Genomic DNA, 18,701 nt, shown 5'->3' on the forward strand with positions numbered 1-18,701 from the left:
AACACGAGTTTAACTCATGGATTTTATTTTTTTATAGGTATTCGTTGATTATAATTCATTGCTCGGCTTTCAGCCGCAACGAAACTCTAGCTGTTAGCTGCGGGCTTTGTTTTTAATTTTAGCACCTTTTATTCTTTTATTACTTGCTTGGTTAAAACTCTTTTTTTCTCTTTGAGAAATACAATAAAATAAATCCCTTTCTCCAAATTTATTAAGCTAAATGAATTGTTTTTAGGGTTATTGATATTTGAAACTACTTGCCCTTTTGAATTATAAATAATAATTTCATCAAGCACAATATTTTTATTCCAATAAATTATAGACGATGTTGGGTTGGGAAAAATTAATGTTTCAGAGTTTTCAGAATTATAATCAATAGAAGATAAGGTACCTGTTCGGGTAATATCTACCTCAATACCATGAAAAATATCGTCAATAGTATCTGTGTTTACCAACATAAAGTCAGAACCTAAAACCCCATTTTGGGTTATAATTGGATTTTGTATGGTTACGTTTGTTGTTTTCCATTGATTGTCACCAATACCTGTTATATATAACGCAGTCTGTAAGCCAGATGAATTATAGTATTTTAATGCCCAAGTCGAATTTGCGTTTTTATCGAGCCACGTAATTTTAAATGTTAAACTGTTTGGATCTGAAAGTGAAAAAACATCCGAATCGAATTTAAAATACATTGTGTCTTTACCACTGCTATTTTCAAAAGAACGTGCAAAACGGTCGTACTTTGATGAGTTTGAATTTAAAACCCCTCTTACCCTGAAAAGACCGATGGATGTTTCATTTGGATTTATTTGAGTAATCCATCTTTCGTAATTCCCTTCATGAATATTCCATCCAGCATCATTATACCCTGTTTGTTGGTCACGTTGCCAAACTTGACCTTTCGTGGCCGCAAATACATGATCCATTTGTGCACCTTTGGCTGCATACGCATTACATATTGCGGTATAACGAGCTTGATTGGATTGGTTGGCTTGACCATAAATATTTTCTGGAAATTTAACGGTATTTTGAGAATTTAACCCTTCGTGGAAAATGGAATATGCAGCATCTGCTGTGCTAGGATACATTTGCTTGGAATATTTATTAAACATCTTAAAAACGTCATGTAGTTCGGGCCTTGCTTGTGCTTCTTGCAACGCACTTTGGGTAACAAGCCAAACCGAAAGTCCTGTATTCAGTCCGCTTAATGCGCCCCAATAAAAGCCTAACGGAACATTAATTTGGTACAATGGTTTTGTCCATGTTTGATCCATTTCGGCAGCAGAGAATAAATGTAATCCTTGTGGATTAACAAGATATGGTGTCCATGTTGTTTTGAAATCTTGTTCATCTGAAAGGTGATGTCCTCTAGCATAGGCTCCGCCTTTGGTGCCAAATCCATAAGTAACATTATTGGTAACCCATTGCCATTCTAAAGGTTCGTCAACAGGATCAATATTATTAAAAAGAAGTCCAATTTGGGTGTTACTATTCCCTGTGTTAAACGTTAGTCTAAATTTTTCAAATACTTCTAAACGGAACGCACGCCATTGATTATCGGAAATAGTATAAGTAGCATTTAGGGGAGTTCCCTTATAGGCAACTTCATCACCTGTGCAGCCAGTTTTTACCTGAATATATGCAATTTTACTGAATAAATTTGAAGGAAGTGTTCGTAAGAAATTGCCGAAACTGTCGATCATATTGAAATAATAGGTTTTATAATCGATGTCTAAATAATACGGATATTGTGTCCAATTTGGATGTTGTGTATCATTAGTAGCGACACTCTCCACACCATTTGCGTAAATCCAAGCTGGAGCATCGGGTCCAACTCCTACACTTATGTTAACCATCTGATTGTTGTTGGAAGCTGCTTGTAATATAGTTTGAATTTCAGACCAATCGTATTGATTTGAGTTATTTGGTTGCACATCTTCCCAGTTTACATCGGCACTTTTGCCTCGCAAATAATTGTAATCAGTATTCACTGAAATATCATAAGTATTTGATCTGTCCCAAACACCATAGGAATTAATTGGTAAAATGGTCGTTTGAGCATTTAAAGAAAGCGAACATAATATAAATGAAATTACATTTAATATATAGTTTTTATTTTGTTTTTCCATTTGAATTTAATTTTTAGTCAACCAATTTTAGGACGGCAGCTCTTAAGTTTTCAGGTAACGGCAGACTATGAAAAAACCCCACAATCTTTTTTAGCAAAAATAAGTAAATTTATTTGGTTATATAAAATATTTCGTATTTTTAACCATGCAATATATTCAAGGAATTTCTTTTGTATTCAATAGCAAAAAAAACTAAATTCTCTTAAAATTCTAACCAAAAACTTATCGAAAAACCCATAAGGGGCGTGAATGTAATCGGTTTAACTCATGGATTTTATTTTTTATAGGTATTCGTTGATTATAATTCATTGCTCGGCTTTCAGCCGCAAGGAAACTCTAGCTGTTAGTGGCTGGCTTTATTTATATTCTTAAGCTTAGGGTTAAATTCCACAGAATCCTCTTTGAACCAACTAGTGTCAATTTTCGCCCAAATTTCTACTTCTTTTTTGTTATTTGCTATTGCTGTAATTTTTCTGTAATATGTTTTTTCATATTGAATTGTTCCTTTATTTATTTGAGGTTTACCTATTTCAATTTCAAACTTCTTAAACGGACCAACTTTAAAAATCCCAGGATATTCTTCTTTTACATATTTCAGTCCATTCTGTTCCAATTTAGGCTCAATTAATTTTCTAAAATCTTTTGACTTGTTGTGTTGCCAATTTAACCACCAAAGTGCAACCGATATACAGACAATAAATAGTATTAAAAAGTATTCCATAAGCGTTTAATTTTTAGTCAACTTATTATAAGACGAGATTTGTTAGATGCTTGCCGCTAACGTCAGACTGTGAAAAAACCCCACAATCTTTTTTAGCAAAAATAAGTAAATTTATTTGGTTATATAAAATATTTCGCATTTTTAACCATGCAACATATTCAAGGAATTTCTTTTGTAATCAATAGCAAAAAAAACCAAATCCTCTTAAAATTCTAACAAAAAACTTTTCGATAAACCCATAAGGGTCGTGAATGTAATCGGTTTAACTCATGGATTTTATTTTTTATAGGTATTCGTTGATTATAATTCATTGCTCGGCTTTCAGCCGCAACGAAACTCTAGCTGTTGGCAGAAGGTTTTAATTTTTTAATTCAAAATTACTTAGTCTTATTTTATATGTTTTTTTTGCCCAAATTTCGGTTGTTTTAGAGCCTTTATGTGTTCCAACATTTTCTATTACACTGAATTCTCCATTTTCTTCTGTTTGAATTTTAGATTTAAACTTAATAGAATATTTTGACCTGCTTTGCATTACTAAAATATTACTATTGTTTGTAGTTTCAGCAAAATAAAACTCGATAGTTTCTGTTTCTCCATTTTCATCAAATAAGTTTCCAGTATTCCACATTTCAAGTTTTTTGTTGTAAGGTTCAGTTTTCAAAATTTCATATTTAAAATTGAGTTCGTCTATTTTTGTAACTTTTATTGTAAATTTAGTATTGATTGGAAATTCAATTCCAATAACCAAATTTTCAATATTCTCAACCTTTTCAGATTTTTTTTCTTGGGCATTTATAATGTTATCTTTAGAAGAAAATATTGAAATTATTATTATAATGTATAGATATTTTTTCATTTATTTTTTTTCGTTATGTTCTCATAAACTTTCTTCCAACACGTCAGACTGTGAAAAAACTCAAAATGAGTCTTTGAGAATTGGCTGTATGGAATTTTTCTCCTACAGGTATCCGAATTCTTTCTCTTTTTGAGTTTGTTTTTTCACAGACTGACGGTTTGGGGCTTTGCGTTCGGGCGGGTTTTCGAAGCACAAAAGCTGGTTTTATTACTATAGTTTAATTGAAAAACTGTCGTTGAATTTTGCACTTCAGCCCGCCTGACGCAAAACCCTTGTTAGCGGTAGTGCTATTTTTCGTAATATTTGTATCCAATTTTGCTTACTGTATTTTCAATCTCTTCTTTGTCAACTATTTTATGAACAAAAATAACATACTCATCTGATTGTGTGTCGATAAATCCCATTTGTAGTCCTTGATTTCTTAATGGTTTGTCATAGTCTTCAAAAATATTATCGAATGAAACTGATACTCGTTTTTCATAGTTAGTTGGATTTGGTAATTCAATAGATAAACCAAAATTTTTGTGTAGTGAATTTTTCAATCTCCATTCTAAAGTCTCAATGTCTTGTTTCCAATCAAGAGACATAATGAAGAATAAGTTCTTTTTATCAGAATATTCCATAACATAATTAAGAGTTGTCATATAATCTTCATCTTTTGTATAGTCTCTAAGTTTTTCAAAAAATGAGATTAAATTATTTTGCATTTTTGAAGCTAAGCAAAGTTTTACAAGTGAAATGTAACCGCTTTTTTCTTGTTCAGAAATTAGAGGATAATTTTCTTCGACATACTTATTATACTCTTCTTCATTCATATCATCCATTGGCGAAGGTTCATGTGGCAATTTAGGTTTAGTTTTTTCAAACCATTTCCTACCTGTACATTCATCCTTACACCATATAAATAAAACTAAAACTCCAATATTTCCAATCCAATATTTAAAGTTCAAGTCAAACAAGTATCCAAATGTCAACGAACTTAAAATCAAAATTATTAGAATGAGATAGTATGTTTTTTCTTTCATTTTTTTTGTTGTTATTTAATTACTGTTTCGGTCGCATTACTGCCAACTTGTCGCCGCTTCACGAAGTTGCGGATTTTGAAAACGGATTTTTTATTTTAGCACTTAACTTTCTTTGATGCACAAAGTTTACTTTTAGCACTAAACCCGCCATATTGCAAAACCGCTGTGTGTGCCCTGCATCCGCAGGGCACACCCCGTAAGCATTAGAAAAAACTCAAAAACACAAATTTTTGATTAAAACACAAATTTTTTTCTAATTAATTATGGGGTGTGTCCGAATTTTTCCAGAGGGTGTAAGTCCCTTACGAGCGGTTGAAACCCGAATCGTTAGCACGTGGCAAGGTGGTTTATCGTGAGGTATGCACTGAAGGAAGCCAAATGCGAAGCATTCATGAACTCCCAAAAAAAAAATGAAAACTTCGTGAATAAACGGCAAAAGTCTGTACCGACGAACAGAATTTAGCGAAGCGATATCACGAACACCAAAAAAATAATAAAAACTTGTGAGTAAATTGCATAAGAGGCATTTAGTAGGGGATGAGCGTCCACGTCAGCGTAAATTCCGAAGAATACAAAACCTATTAGATGTAGATGCAGCGGGGATAGACGGAAGGAAAAAGCGTTTACCAGGGGAGGTCTTGGCAACCACGAGTTGGTTAGGTCAAGAAGTCAGCAGAGGTCATAGTACTTGTGACAAACGAGGTGCAAAAGAAATGCACAGGTCTCACAAGCAAGGAAGGACTGAACGCAAAGAGGTTTTCAATGAATATCGGAACGCATAGTAGCCCTATTTAACGAAAACAGGTTAAAAAACAACTAAAATGATAGAAAGAATAGTACATCCTTACAATCTTCAAGAAGCATTGAAACACGTGATTGCCAACAAAGGTTGTGCGGGTGTTGATGGCGTTTCGGTGCGTGAAATCCGAGCGGTTTTTACGCAAAAGAAAACGCAACTTATTGAAGATATTAAACAGGGAAACTACCAAATTCAACCCATTTTAGGGATAGAAATTCCCAAAGGAGACGGAAAAACCCGATTATTGGGCATTCCAACTACTACCGAAAGAGTATTGCAACAAGCAGTTAGTCAATACATTGCGATTTATTTTGAACCCGAATTTAACAGTCAAAGTTATGGATTTAGACCCAATAAAAACGCCCGACAAGCCGTTGGACAAGCATTGGAATACATCCATCAAGGACTAAATTACATTGTGGACACCGATTTGAAATCATTTTTTGATGAAGTGGACCATTGTTTATTGATGAATTTGATTTACAAAAAGATACAATGCAAAACAACGCTAAAACTCATTCGGAACTGGCTCAAAGCACCGATAAAAATCAACGGAAAACTGCAAAAACGAAGAAATGCTCGCATTCACGAACTCCAATAAAACAATAAAAAAGTGTGAGTAAAAGGCGTTCCGCAAGGTTCTCCTTTAAGTCCTTTATTATCAAACATTTTGCTCCACGAATTGGACAAAGAAATGACTAGAAGAGGACACAAATTTGTACGTTTTGCCGATGATTTTAGTATCTATTGCAAGAGCGAAAATCAGGCGAAAGCTACTCGAGTGGTAATTGATAAATTCCTGAAAAACAAGCTCAAATTGACAATAAATGAAGAGAAGAGCGGAATTAGAAAACCAACCAACTTCACAATTTTTGGTTTTGGATTCGTACCCACGTATGAAAAAGGGAGCAAAAACAAATACCAACTCGTGGTAGCCGAAAAGGCATGGAAGAAGCTAAAAGAGAAGCTAAAAGCCATTACCCGACCCGAGCATTTGCGAACTGGCGAAGCAAAAACCACCCCAGCCACATTTGAAGAGCGTATTGCCAAAATAAAACAAGTACAACGAGGATGGTTAAACTATTTTCAAGGCACAAGTATTATGGGCAAATTACGCTATTTAGACGGCTGGTTACGCAACCGACTACGCTACTGCATTTGGCACAACTGGAAGAAACCCGAACGCAAGAGGAAAAACCTTTTACGGCTTGGCGTTGACCCCGACCACGCATACGCATGGAGCAGAACACGCAAAGGAGGTTGGGCAATAGCACAGAGCCCCATTTTTATTACAACCATAACCCTACAACGCTTGAAGAAACGAGGATATGTCTCATTAACAGAACTTTACATTCAACTCAATCCATCTCTTTGCGAACCGCCGAGTACGTGACCCGTATGCTCGGTGGTGTACTCAAAGTTTTATTTGTTTTTTTAGGATTTCGTGAATGTGAACATTTGAGAGGCTCTCCCTGCTAGTTTCTGGCAGGGCAGTCTACTCGATTGTGCGATGTATTAATATGTATAATTTATTGGCAAGTTTGTGTTTGGATTATTGACTAGTATTGTTTCATTTGTACCTTCGTCTAAACCGTTTTTAAATCTTATAACTCGAAAATTGTTTTCTCCGTAAACACTTGGAATTATAATAGTTGAATTAACTCCATTTGCGTATCCAAATCCTGTATCAGTATTTTGTTTTGTTAAAAACCTATTAATATCTAATTGAAATCCATATGGTATTCTGTTGCCAACGCCAAATCGGTCATTTGGATTTGTTGAATTGAAATTGTTTAAATTAACTGTTAGGTTTGTTTTATATGGAATTTTATAATCAATATTTGTTATTTGAGTTCTATTTTCTAAATTTGGGATTATACATTCATTAATATTTGGTGCAACTTGATTTACTAATTCCGAAGGTTTATAAAATTCACTTGTAATTGCATTTTCAATTTTATTTTGGTCTATAGTTAAATGAAAAAAACCTACATTAAATTCGTTGTCTTTTATAAAAGCTTCAAAATTATAATTTCCATTACTGTCTGTTTTAGACTTCGCAATAATTCGATTGTAATTTGCTCCGATTTGATTTAATGAATAGGATAATGTAATTTCGACATCAGAAATTCCAACATTGTTTTCTGTATATATTCTACCATTAAAAGTATTACAATTTCCATTACAAACTTTATCAGTATCATCATCTGTTCCGTAACAAGATGTTAAACAAATGCTTAAAACTAAAAATAGATATTTAATTAAACTTTTCATACTCTGTTTTTTAAATTATATTTTCTTATTTCAACGATTTTTCAAAATATTCTAACTAACGTTTTATTAATGTTTTGTAAATCAATTATTTACAATAATAATTATTTATTATTCCTCTTAATTTTTTCGCTTTCGTACCGTTAGCTTACGGGGTCAGGGCGATAGTCTAGGGGGAATGACGGCTAACGTCAGTCTGTGAAAAAACAAACTCAAAAAGAGAAAGAATTCGGATACCTGTAGGAGAAAAATTCCATACAGCCAATTCTCAAAGACTCATTTTGAGTTTTTTCACAGTCTGACGTTTTGCATATTTATGAAGTTGGGGATTTGTAAACCCAAAACTTTCGATTAAACACCGAACTCCAAAAGTACAAAACAAACTTTAAATTAAGCCCGAAACCCCCAATTTCTTAAAACCGCTGTTATAGGCTGGCTTTTTTTGCTAACTTTCCAATTACTATACCGCTAACAAATGTCGAAATAATTGTCGCAATTAGTATTTTGTTGTAATTTATGTTGTTCGAATGATACATCAATGCTCCATTTATATAAGTTGGATTGGTAACAGTTATTTTAATGAATTCAGTTTCCAAATAACAGTATAAACAATAAAAGAAAACAATACTTATTACGTAGAAAATTGCCAACTTGAGTTTTACTAATTTTCTGCTTAATACAAAAAAACTTATTGGAATTAAAGTCAAAATCAAAGCTACATTGTTAGGAAGAATCCAAAATTCTTTTCCACCATAATATTCTATTTTGAATAGGGAAAGATATTTTATTGACTTTCGAGTTAAAATTCTATAATCTGGTTCTAACAAAACTCCGATTGCAAAAAACAAGATTATTGATAAAATAAATACGAGTAAATTAATATGTTTTTTCTTCATTTACGCAAGCTTTTAAATTATCTGAATGAATAAAGTTTGAGAAGCGAATTGTCCATTTTCCATTATCGGCTAACCAAACATAAAGTATTGGATATTTTCTATTGAGTTTTACATCAAAACAACTTTTTTTATTAATTGACTCAACTTTAAAAATTGGAATTGAATCTTCTGCTTTTCCAAATGAAAAGCCAGAATTAAATATTTCGTCATCTTCTGTTCTGCTAATTTCCTTTTTGATGATGAATTCATTGTTAACGTATAGTTTAAACAAATCATCATATTCAGACACGAAATAAATTGTAAAACCACCTTTAAAATATTTATTAGCAACTATGTGATTTTTGTCTTCTTTATCAAGATCTAACCATTCATATTCTACTTTCAAATTTCCACCACAAGTTACATTTTTTACAATATTTTCTTTTGGTTTACAGCTGTAAACACTTAAGATAATTAGAAATAATATAATAGTTCTTTTTTTCATTTTGGTTTTTAAACTCAATCTTGGTGAAAGCTTGCCTATAACGTCAGTCTGTGAAAAAACAAACTCAAAAAGAGAAAGAATTCGGATACCTATCGGAGAAAAATTCAATACAGCCAATTCTCAAAGACTCATTTTGAGTTTTTTCACAGTTTGAAGTGGCGCAGCTTGCAGAAGTGGCGGATTAAGGAAGCCTAAACTTTCGGTTTTTCACTTACTTTGCAAGTACAAAACCAACTTTAAATTAAGCCCAAAACCCGCCATTTCTGCAAACTGCTGTTAGCTGTTGTTTTTATTATTAATTCTTAATTCCATTATCGGTAAATATCTGTCTTTTATTGAACTTTCAAGTTTTCCAATTGTCTCAAAGCCAAAATTTTTATAAAAATTTTCAGCATTTGGTTCTGCATCAAGAGTTACTTTTGTTATACCTAATTGTTTTATATTTTGTAAAAAGTCATTCATTAGGATTTTACCAAATCCTTTTCCAATAAACTCCGGAAGAATAAAAATATTATCAAGTTTAATTATGTTTTCGTCAGTAGAGAAGTAGGAATAATATCCGATAATTTGTTCGTTTTTAACAAGTTTATATACTTTATTTTTTTTTAATATAGTCTTTTGTAACAGTCAATAAATGTTCCCATTCTTTCAAAACATCTTCCGAAAATCCCCAAAAAGCTTTTGACTTTTTTGTGATCAAAGTCAATAACTCATTGTCAGAAGCCTCCGCTTTAAGTATATCCATTTTTTATACAATTATTTTGTTACCCGTCTTCATATTATTTCAATTTCCAAGGTGGATTTAATCTATTTTCACCTGCATAATATAAAATCAAATGGTTGCTGTCAATGTCTTTTAAATGTGCTTCACGCCATAACCAATTTTTGTCGTTTGGCATTTCTTCAAATTCAATTCCCTTTTCTAATAGTTCGCTAACATAATTATCAAGATTGTCACATTCAAAATAAATGTGTATTCCGTTTCCTGTTGTTAGTTGTTCTACTTGTTGTATTGAAAATGTTGAAGTTCCATCAGGACATTCAAATCTTGCATAATGAGGTAACGATTTTACAATTAGTTTCAGTCCAAGTGTTTGATAAAATGGAATGGACTTTTCGAGGTCTATAGAAGGAATCGTAATTTGATTTAAGTTCATACTTGGTTACTTTCTTTTATTTAACAGTTTCGGTTTTCAAAATTCTAACTAACGTTTTATTAATGTATTGTAAATCAATTATTTACAATAATTATTATATATTATTCCTCTTAATTTTTTCGCTTTCGTACCGTTAGCTTAAGGGGTCAGGGCGTGAGTCTAGGGGGAATAACAGATAACGTTTTGCATATTTATGAAGTGGCGACTTTTGAAAACGGATTTTTCATTTTAGCACTTAACTTTTTTTGATGCACAAAGTTTCTTTTTAGCACTAAACCCGCCATTTCATAAATATGCGGTTGGCAGATAGCCTTTTTATCAATTTTTAATTATTTTTACAATTTGAGTTTTCTTGTCTGTATGAATTTTTAAAATAAATGTTGCTTTCTGTAAATCTGAAATGTTTAAAATAAAATTATTTTTATTTACTATTTCTGTTATTATTAGTCTACCTGTAACATCATATAATTCTATTCTATCTATTTGATATTTATTATTTTCAATATTAATTATGTTGTTAGTTGGATTTGGATAAATTTTAAGTTGACTATTATATAAATCTTCAACGGATAAAGATGTTGGGCAACTTATAGCAGTGGGATTCCATAAATCTATTGTTATTCCATTACCTAATTGACCATAGTAATTTTCTCCAAATACCCAAAGTGAGTTATCGCTTTTTAATACTAAAGAATGTGTATAACCAACACTAATTTTATTCCAATCTGTCTCATTATTAACAGCATTAATAGTGTTTCCACCACCACCTAACTGCCCCCAATTATTAGAACCCCAAGAGTATAATTTTCCATTATTGTTAATAGCTAACGTATGAGAATGACCAGAAATCACTTTAACCCAATTAGTTGAAGTTCCAATTTGTGTAGGAACTACTAAAGTTTGACTGTTTCCATTTCCTAATTGACTAAAATAATTATAACCCCAAGCCCATAATGTTCCATCAGTTTTAATTGCAAAAGAGCATAATTCTCCAGCTTCAACTTTAGCCCAATTATTTGCTGTGCCAATTTGAATGGGGAAGTTTTTTGCAGTTGTGGTGCCATCACCAAGTTGAGCAAAATCATTTGCACCCCACGCCCATAAAGTTCCATCAGATTTAATTGCTAATGAATGTCTATCTCCTCCTGATATTTGAGTCCAGTTTGTAGATGTACCTATTTGTATTGGTGAGTTTTTATTTACATTAGTACCATCTCCAAGTTGTCCATATTGATTCACTCCCCAAGTCCAAAGTGTTCCATTTGATTTTATTGCTAGAAAATGATATTGAGCAGCTATAAAATTTACCCAATCAATTGATGTTCCAATTTGTATTGGTGTAGAACCATAGTTAGGTCCATCACTTGAAAACGGATCATCACCCCAGCCCCATAAAGATCCATCTGATTTTTGTAAAAGTGTGTACCAATATGAACTTGAGATATTTGACCAATTTGTGTTGCTACCAATTTGAATTGGAACACTAGATGTTGTTTGAAGCCTTCCATCGTTTTGCCCCCAACCCCATAGAGTTCCATCATTTTTTATTCCAAAAGAATTCCAATGACCACCATCAACTTTGTTCCAACACTGGGAGTATATATTTATACTTGAAAGAAAAAGAAAAATGATTATTACCAGTTTTATTTTAATTTTAAAATTTTGTTTCATAATTTTTTGGATATTAATTTAAGGTTGTTATTTTAAGGTTTCTGCCAACGTTTTGCATATTTATGAAGTGGCGGCTTTTGAAAACGGATTTTTCATTTTATCACTTAACTTTATTTGATGCACAAAAGCTTCTTTTTAGCACTAAACCCGCCATTTCTTAAATATGCTGTTAGCAAAGGTTTTACTATTTTTTCTTAGATAATTTAAGTTGTTCTTCGCTAACTCCTAAATTTAATAATAATTCATTATTTTCAAGTGAAATAATTTTATATAAAGTTTCAGATTTATCTTGCTTAATTAGAGTTAATTCATCGCCTTTTTCACTTAATTGCCATTTTCCTTTTTCTTTAATTTTCATCATTTCAACATCATAATTGTTTTTAACTTTAAAAACAAAATTACTACCTTCAACCATACTCTTTAATAACGCTAATTGTTCTTTACTTCTGTTTGGTTTAATAAACTCTGTAATATACCATTTACCAATTAAATCACTTTCTGTAATTGATGTTGTTTTAATAGAAACTTTTTTCTCTTCAGTAGTATTTTTTTTATCTATAAATGATTTATCACGTTTAAAAATCATTGCAAAATCATTATCAAAAATGACCAATTCATCACCATTCAATTTATAATTATCAGTACTTTTGTTACCATTATTTAAAGTTAGGTTTACTTTATCTTTTTCAAGGGTAAAACTGCCTTTTACTTCTTTTCCTTTTGCGTTTACTTGACTATATGAATAATCATTTCTATAAACAATATAACTGTCTTGAAACATAGGTTTCATTTCATTCAAATCGTTAATTTGTTGTTTTGATAATCCTTCTTTTTTAAAATCACTAAAAATCCATTTACCAAATAAATTGTTATTTGATATTTCGTTTTGTTTGTTTATTAATTTTGGAGTATATGTTTTATCTTTTGTGTAAATTTGCTCAAAATCACCATTTTTTATATAAAGATTATTGTTTTTAAATCTAAAGTTAAATGATTGTTTTTGACCATTTTCTAATAGAAAAAATATTTTATTATTTTCTATTTTATAGTTCATTTGAAATGTTTCACCAGAATTAACACTTTGTTCAGCTGTCATATCATTGTTGAAAATCATAAATAAATTTTCGAATAAAGAATTTGATTCATTTAAAGATTTTTGAATTTTCTTTGATAAACCCTCTGTGTTGAAACTTAAGTAAACCCATTTTCCTGTTAGTTCTTTATTTTCATTTTGAGAAAAAATTGTATTACAAATAAGTAATAATGAAATGATGATAAATTGTCGCATAAATATTAAATTAAAATTAGTTGTTTGTTAAAATTATTATTGTGTTGTTTGTAAAAAATCTCTGCTAATCGAGTCACGCAGGGGAATTTCACCCCTACGTTCTCACGGAACCGTGCTTGAAATGAAATTCGACGTAGTCAAAGTCTCCCTTCACACGGCTCTTCATAGTATTAAATCACACAAATATAATTATATTTATGGATATACCTATAACCAATGAAAAATAAATTAGTTATTGGCTGTGATTTTGTTTCGTAATAATCAATCATCCCATTTCTGGTTGTTAATTGTTAGTAAAACTTACTATGCCTAGTCCTTTGCTCCATTTCCATTACAGAAACTTCATCACTACTACGACTAGGTCTGCCCCCTATATCTCAACCACATCCTTTGTTGTCTGTTTCCTCTTGCGATTTGGCAGAACGATATAGAGTTCACTTGTTCCTTAAAACAGCCTATTGATGCGTCTTGCCAACTTAACCCCGGATGTCGTGTATTCAGTAATCAGGTTTCCAATACACTCTATCATAGGTACAAACGTAACTACCTATTTTTGACATCGTCTTTTGCGCTTACGAGGCTTCATCATTGGTTCAGAGCTACGCTCGCCTCCTTCTAAATAATGTGTTTTTACACATAATTTCTTGGACATGTTCAACTCACATAAACACACCTACAGCAATCTTGTTGCCGTTTTTCTTTGTCGCTCACCACACCATAGTTTCCTAGATAATGCAGCACAAAGTGGTTTACGGATTATTTTTTAATGTTTTTTTGGTATCCGTGCATCCGCTTCGCTCAAGTAGTAACTACTCCTGAAAGTCGTCACTGAGAGACCTACTCTCATCTGTTTTAAAGCATCAACAACTGCGTTGTTGTTCAAGTCACACACGTTCCGCCGCTTCTCGTCAGTTGCGAACTTCGGAACGAATTATTTTCCGCTAAAGATAAAAATTCTTGCGAAACGTGAACGTGAACTTACCACAAAATTTGCAATTGCGAGAAACGGCTGTTAGCTGCCGTTTATTCTACTTATTAGTTTTTCAAGATTCTGTTTAGGCATTTTCACGACTGATTCAATTTCTGATTTTCCATTTGAGATTACAAGAATTCCATAGTTCTCTTCTTCATATCCAACAGGCTTTATTGAATATGTTATTTCATTTTTATCAAGAGTTTTTTTTCCATCTTTAAACCATCCGTAATCAGCAACGTAAATTATTTCATTATCATTGAATTGAATTGTTTCTTCTCCATGACTATTCCATAAACTTATACGCAATAAATAAAAACCTATCAAACAAAATATTCCGAATGCTAAAATTCCGCCAAACTTAATTCCGTTTCCTTCAACCACATTAAAAAATATTCCAAATAATGGTAATGCAAAGCATAGAAATGTAATTATGAATAGAACTAAACGTATTAAAAATGGTGTTTTAGAAACCTTAAGTTTCAATTGGTTATTTTCGAATAAATATTGATTCATAAGCTCTTTTTTTAGCAGTTTTCCTTAAATGGCAGCTAACGGCAGTCTGTGAAAAAACCAACTCAAAAAGAGAAAGAATTCGGATACCTGCCGGAGAAAAATTCCATACAGCCAATTCTCAAAGACTCATTTTGAGTTTTTTCACAGTCTGACGTTTCGCAGCTTGCAGAAGTGGCCGATTAAGGAAGCCTAAACTTTCGGTTAAAGGCTGACTTTGCAAGTACAAAACCAACTTTAAATTAAGCCCAAAACCCGCCATTTTTGCAAACTGCTGTTGGCAGATCGTTATTCTTTCATTATTTTAGTGTTCATTATTCCTTTTTCAGTAAAAAGTTTAAGAATATAATTACCTGTTTTTAGTTCGCTCAAATCAATTTTATTTTCAGAAATCGAATTTGAACTTAAAATTCTTCCTGCAATATCGTAAACTTCAACTTTTGAAACATTATGTTCTGTTTTGAAATTTAAAATATTTTTTACAGGGTTTGGATATACAGAAATGTTATTAATAAAATCATTTTCTTGTAAACCCAATGTGTTTTGAATTGTTGTTGTATAATTATTTGTAACTATTGGGAAATTATAATCAAAATAGATATTTGCTGAATTGCTAAAAGTATTTCCAACAACTAAATTTAGTTTTGTTTTAATTTTAAACGCTACATAACCATCATTGTTAGCATCATCAAATGGAAGATTTATGTTTTGAAAAATAAATTCAATGCTGTTATTTACTGCTCTAACTTTTAAAGGATGACTAGAGGAAATTGGTTGTAGCGAATTTATTTCAAATTTTGATTGATCGATAATGTCTTTTACAACAATATTTTCTGCTGCAAAAGTTCCAGTATTTTCAAATCGTATTAAGTAATGAACATATTCACCGACCATATTTTGTGTAATGGTTGTTCCTTCTATACAAGTTTTATCATTTGGATCGAATGAATTTACCACTGTTTGATTTAAAATTACTTGATTGTCAATTGGATTTTCATCAGTTAATCCCAAAATTGAAGCAGAATAAGTTAAAACATTTCCACTATTTAATGGAGGAGTTTCCAATGGAGAGTTAAGATTAAAAATGACTTCAATTTCTCTACTTTCAAATGGTAATAAGTTTAAAAAACTCCAAGTTAATAAATTTGTAGACTGACTATCAAGTGCTAGAGTGGTTGACACAAAATCTAATACATTATTATCATATGATAAATTTGTAGTTCCTGATTGAATTTGGTTACCATTATTCCTATATATAATTTTATATTTTGAATCAAAACCAGGTCTTGCAGGAGTTAGAGGTATGATACTTATCTCTAAATCATTATGGATACCGTTAGAAATAACACAAAAATCTTGTTGCTGTACTTGATTTAAAAAATTAACTGAAGCAAATTGAGGCGATTGAATAAAATAATTTATGTTTGGATATGGAGTAATAGTTACGCTATTACTTTGGGTGTAAAATTCATATTCACCATTAGAGTTTGTAAAAGTATATCCCGTTTCTATTGTGTCATCAATTACTACTTTAATATTATTAACAGTAACATCATTAATATCGCAACCATTAGAATTCAGGTCGAGTCTTATTTTTCCTGAAATTGTATTATAAACACCACCAGGAGTGAAATTACAATAAGTACTGAAAAAATTACTAGATGCATCCCCAGTTAAAATCCAATTGGTTGTAGTATCATTCTCGTCTATACATAATTTTAAATTGGAATTATATTTTTGAATATCGACTAAGGATTCTGTTGAACCGTTTTTAAGTTTCACAAAATTAGACGGATAGATATTATTTCCAGATGAAGTGGCAAGTTTTATCGTCACACTATCAAGATTAATACTATTATTCAAATCTATTTCTAAAATATCTTTAATTGAATTAAAGTTTAGATCTATTAAACTAGAAAAAGAAGTTAGATTTATTGTTTCAAGTTTTGATTCTAAAATATTTAATTTAGTGATAGTATTTACATTTCCAAAATTTATATTATTTAAATAGTCATCATAAATAGTCACTTCTTCTAATAACTGATTTTGAGATAAATTTATAATGTAAGGAGCAGGAATAGTTGATAATGTAATTCCACGGAGAGTCAATTTTTTGAGGTTTACATTATTTGTTAAATTTATTGGACTGGTTTGATGGCTAGACTGCAATACTAAATTCTCTAATAAAACATTGTTGTTTAAAGAAATAGAACTAGAATTGTAACTATAAAGTTCTAAATGTTTAAGATTTACATTACTTGCCAGATTAATGGGAAGATAATCACCTGTTGAAGCACTTAGGTAAATGTATATATATTCCAACTGCGGATTGCTTGAAAAATTTAATAAATTACCTGGAAAACTTGGACTAAAACTCCAATTAGAATTTAGTGTTAACTTTTTCAAATTGGTTAGTGTATATAATTTGTTATATAAATAGTCATAATCACAAGATCCACCCAAACTAAATTCTCTTACATTATTTAAAAAGGAAAAACTAATTGAACTTGATATTGAAATATTATTAAAAGAAATTTTATATAAATTTGGTATTGTGCCTGTAAAAGTGTTTAGAACTACTCCATTAATATAGCTATCTAAATATATTTCTGTCAAATTATTTAATGTACCTAATGGCAAATTTGGATAATCTGTTTCAATTATATAAATATTTAGTTTTTGAAGTAGTGCTTTATTAAACGCACTCAAAGATTGAAAGGTTGCAGAAGCACATTTTAATTCAATTAATTGCGTTTGAGAATTTAGAAGTACGCTTGAAACATCTCTGTCTAAAAACAATTTTTTTAATGGAATAATTTGGTTACAATTGATAGCAAGAATTTGATTATTATTAGATAAATCAAGCTCTTCAAGCAATAATTGAGTATTAAAAACTAATGGTGAACTTTCTGTTGAAGCAAGACTATTAGTAGACAAATTAATTTTTTTAACATTTATAAAAGCCTCAATACCAGTACTATTTGTTATAGATTTATTATTTAAAATTAATTCATCCGTTATTAACTGGGCTTCGGATGTTTCTATTTGACCATTTGAATTTAAATCAATTACAGGAATATGATTTAATAATGCAGTTTTTAAATTATTATCAGGTATGTTAACTACTTGAGCTTTACAAAAAGTTGTAAAAACTAAAATTATAAAAAAGATTTTTGCTTTCATTTGTTATTATGTTAAAATTTTGTTTCGGGTTCTGGTCGTCAATAATGTCTGCCAACTAGTAGATATACGAAAGTTATTGCGTTTTTAACATAATATATCTACTTTCCAAAAGTACAAACAAAAAAATACTTTGCAACTTTTTTTATTAAAAAAAATACAATAATATAATTTATCGTAAAACAAACGTATCATTACAACTTATTTTTTTCAAAATTGTGCCAGCAGTTTGTTGCTGTATGTTCAGGGTTACTCTTGTGGAGTCTAACTGAAGGTCGCCCTTGGGCTATGGATGAAAGGTCGCTACATTTTTTGTAGGTCATCTTGTTTTTGAAAAAAAAGCTGCTTGAATAGGGTTTGTTAAAAATGGTTTGCTAACTTTAATTTATTTTAAATGTAAAATTTACTTTTGTTTTTATCACTCTTATATCCATTGCAAACATAAACATTTTTTTATTTCTGAAAACTATTTTTACATTTTTTTGTTCCAATACCATGAGGGATGTTAGAGGTACGAAGTTAGAGGTTAGAGGTACGAGGTTAGAGGTACGAGGTTAGAGGTACGAAGTTAGAGGTACGAGGTTAGAAATTAGAAGCAAGAAGATAGAAACAAGAAATTAGAAGCAAGAAATTAGAAGCAAGAAATTAGAAGTGGGAGAACGAAAAAAAAGAAGTTTGAAAATATCTTTGGTGAGTGGGGACTGTCTGTTGGGGGTTGCCCGCATGAGGGATAGA

General features: G+C 31.0%; 15 protein-coding genes and 1 pseudogene. 2 read left to right on the top strand and 14 right to left on the bottom strand.

Annotated features, from left to right (window positions below; all coding sequences use genetic code 11):
• Positions 1 to 128: 128 nt before the first annotated feature.
• The 4 genes from FBFL15_RS07325 to FBFL15_RS07340 all read right to left on the bottom strand — a co-directional run bounded on the left by FBFL15_RS07325 (position 129) and on the right by FBFL15_RS07340 (position 4,734).
• Positions 129 to 2,132: a T9SS type A sorting domain-containing protein gene (locus FBFL15_RS07325; protein WP_014083981.1), complete on the bottom strand. Its 2,004-nt coding sequence runs from the start codon at positions 2,130 to 2,132 to the stop codon at positions 129 to 131.
• Between the two features lie 343 nt (positions 2,133 to 2,475).
• Positions 2,476 to 2,853 (bottom strand): hypothetical protein, encoded by a 378-nt coding sequence (locus FBFL15_RS07330; RefSeq protein WP_014083982.1) that lies wholly within the window; start codon positions 2,851 to 2,853, stop codon positions 2,476 to 2,478.
• Between the two features lie 358 nt (positions 2,854 to 3,211).
• Positions 3,212 to 3,709: a hypothetical protein gene (locus tag FBFL15_RS07335; protein ID WP_014083983.1), complete on the bottom strand. Its 498-nt coding sequence runs from the start codon at positions 3,707 to 3,709 to the stop codon at positions 3,212 to 3,214.
• A 287-nt stretch (positions 3,710 to 3,996) separates the two neighbouring features.
• A complete protein-coding gene (locus FBFL15_RS07340) occupies positions 3,997 to 4,734 on the bottom strand; it encodes a DUF6630 family protein (protein WP_014083984.1) in 738 nt (245 codons plus the stop codon).
• Between the two features lie 821 nt (positions 4,735 to 5,555).
• Here FBFL15_RS07340 and FBFL15_RS17250 point away from each other — a divergent pair.
• Both FBFL15_RS17250 and FBFL15_RS17255 read left to right on the top strand, forming a co-directional pair.
• Positions 5,556 to 6,401 (top strand): annotated as a pseudogene (locus tag FBFL15_RS17250) (reverse transcriptase domain-containing protein); the annotation flags it as partial.
• Positions 6,402 to 6,461: 60 nt separating this feature from the next.
• Positions 6,462 to 6,926 carry a group II intron maturase-specific domain-containing protein gene (locus tag FBFL15_RS17255; RefSeq protein ID WP_462917098.1) on the top strand — a complete coding sequence of 155 codons (465 nt, stop codon included), beginning with the start codon at positions 6,462 to 6,464 and terminating at the stop codon, positions 6,924 to 6,926.
• Between the two features lie 122 nt (positions 6,927 to 7,048).
• On the opposite strand, the gene FBFL15_RS07355 is transcribed toward FBFL15_RS17255, so the two are convergent.
• The 10 genes from FBFL15_RS07355 to FBFL15_RS15745 form a co-directional block, all read right to left on the bottom strand.
• The gene (locus FBFL15_RS07355) at positions 7,049 to 7,807 is read right to left on the bottom strand and encodes a hypothetical protein (RefSeq protein ID WP_014083985.1); all 759 of its coding nucleotides are present in this window, start codon (positions 7,805 to 7,807) and stop codon (positions 7,049 to 7,051) included.
• 422 nt (positions 7,808 to 8,229) lie between these two features.
• Positions 8,230 to 8,700, bottom strand: coding sequence for a hypothetical protein (locus tag FBFL15_RS07360; RefSeq protein ID WP_014083986.1), 471 nt, complete (start codon positions 8,698 to 8,700; stop codon positions 8,230 to 8,232).
• Positions 8,681 to 9,184 carry a hypothetical protein gene (locus FBFL15_RS07365; RefSeq protein ID WP_014083987.1) on the bottom strand — a complete coding sequence of 168 codons (504 nt, stop codon included), beginning with the start codon at positions 9,182 to 9,184 and terminating at the stop codon, positions 8,681 to 8,683. The genes FBFL15_RS07360 and FBFL15_RS07365 overlap by 20 nt, the downstream gene beginning before the upstream one ends.
• A 276-nt stretch (positions 9,185 to 9,460) precedes the next feature.
• Positions 9,461 to 9,811, bottom strand: coding sequence for a GNAT family N-acetyltransferase (locus tag FBFL15_RS16005; protein WP_083839244.1), 351 nt, complete (start codon positions 9,809 to 9,811; stop codon positions 9,461 to 9,463).
• On the bottom strand, positions 9,780 to 9,929 hold the full coding sequence (locus FBFL15_RS16495) for a hypothetical protein (protein ID WP_158309090.1): 150 nt from the start codon (positions 9,927 to 9,929) through the stop codon (positions 9,780 to 9,782). The genes FBFL15_RS16005 and FBFL15_RS16495 overlap by 32 nt, the downstream gene beginning before the upstream one ends.
• A gap of 34 nt (positions 9,930 to 9,963) precedes the next feature.
• On the bottom strand, positions 9,964 to 10,341 hold the full coding sequence (locus tag FBFL15_RS07375) for a VOC family protein (RefSeq protein ID WP_014083988.1): 378 nt from the start codon (positions 10,339 to 10,341) through the stop codon (positions 9,964 to 9,966).
• A gap of 318 nt (positions 10,342 to 10,659) precedes the next feature.
• A complete protein-coding gene (locus FBFL15_RS07380) occupies positions 10,660 to 12,012 on the bottom strand; it encodes an RCC1 domain-containing protein (RefSeq protein WP_014083989.1) in 1,353 nt (450 codons plus the stop codon).
• Between the two features lie 184 nt (positions 12,013 to 12,196).
• Positions 12,197 to 13,300, bottom strand: a complete 1,104-nt coding sequence (locus tag FBFL15_RS07385; protein ID WP_014083990.1) for a lipocalin family protein — start codon at positions 13,298 to 13,300, stop codon at positions 12,197 to 12,199.
• A 1,012-nt stretch (positions 13,301 to 14,312) separates the two neighbouring features.
• Positions 14,313 to 14,789 (bottom strand): hypothetical protein, encoded by a 477-nt coding sequence (locus FBFL15_RS07390; protein ID WP_014083991.1) that lies wholly within the window; start codon positions 14,787 to 14,789, stop codon positions 14,313 to 14,315.
• Positions 14,790 to 15,074: 285 nt separating this feature from the next.
• Positions 15,075 to 17,969 carry a T9SS type A sorting domain-containing protein gene (locus tag FBFL15_RS15745; RefSeq protein WP_014083992.1) on the bottom strand — a complete coding sequence of 965 codons (2,895 nt, stop codon included), beginning with the start codon at positions 17,967 to 17,969 and terminating at the stop codon, positions 15,075 to 15,077.
• Positions 17,970 to 18,701 lie beyond the last annotated feature (732 nt).

It is taken from the genome of Flavobacterium branchiophilum FL-15 (assembly GCF_000253275.1).
GTDB lineage: Bacteria > Bacteroidota > Bacteroidia > Flavobacteriales > Flavobacteriaceae > Flavobacterium > Flavobacterium branchiophilum.

Excerpts from the sequence above, each read along its gene's own strand:
- FBFL15_RS07385 (WP_014083990.1), bottom strand. The coding sequence starts at position 13,300 with ATGCGACAATTTATCATCATTTCATTATTACTTATTTGTAATACAATT.
- FBFL15_RS15745 (WP_014083992.1), bottom strand. The coding sequence starts at position 17,969 with ATGAAAGCAAAAATCTTTTTTATAATTTTAGTTTTTACAACTTTTTGT.
- FBFL15_RS07390 (WP_014083991.1), bottom strand. The coding sequence starts at position 14,789 with ATGAATCAATATTTATTCGAAAATAACCAATTGAAACTTAAGGTTTCT.
- FBFL15_RS07380 (WP_014083989.1), bottom strand. The coding sequence starts at position 12,012 with ATGAAACAAAATTTTAAAATTAAAATAAAACTGGTAATAATCATTTTT.
- FBFL15_RS07355 (WP_014083985.1), bottom strand. The coding sequence starts at position 7,807 with ATGAAAAGTTTAATTAAATATCTATTTTTAGTTTTAAGCATTTGTTTA.
- FBFL15_RS07325 (WP_014083981.1), bottom strand. The coding sequence starts at position 2,132 with ATGGAAAAACAAAATAAAAACTATATATTAAATGTAATTTCATTTATA.
- FBFL15_RS07360 (WP_014083986.1), bottom strand. The coding sequence starts at position 8,700 with ATGAAGAAAAAACATATTAATTTACTCGTATTTATTTTATCAATAATC.
- FBFL15_RS16495 (WP_158309090.1), bottom strand. The coding sequence starts at position 9,929 with ATGGATATACTTAAAGCGGAGGCTTCTGACAATGAGTTATTGACTTTG.
- FBFL15_RS07365 (WP_014083987.1), bottom strand. The coding sequence starts at position 9,184 with ATGAAAAAAAGAACTATTATATTATTTCTAATTATCTTAAGTGTTTAC.
- FBFL15_RS07330 (WP_014083982.1), bottom strand. The coding sequence starts at position 2,853 with ATGGAATACTTTTTAATACTATTTATTGTCTGTATATCGGTTGCACTT.
- FBFL15_RS07335 (WP_014083983.1), bottom strand. The coding sequence starts at position 3,709 with ATGAAAAAATATCTATACATTATAATAATAATTTCAATATTTTCTTCT.
- FBFL15_RS07375 (WP_014083988.1), bottom strand. The coding sequence starts at position 10,341 with ATGAACTTAAATCAAATTACGATTCCTTCTATAGACCTCGAAAAGTCC.
- FBFL15_RS07340 (WP_014083984.1), bottom strand. The coding sequence starts at position 4,734 with ATGAAAGAAAAAACATACTATCTCATTCTAATAATTTTGATTTTAAGT.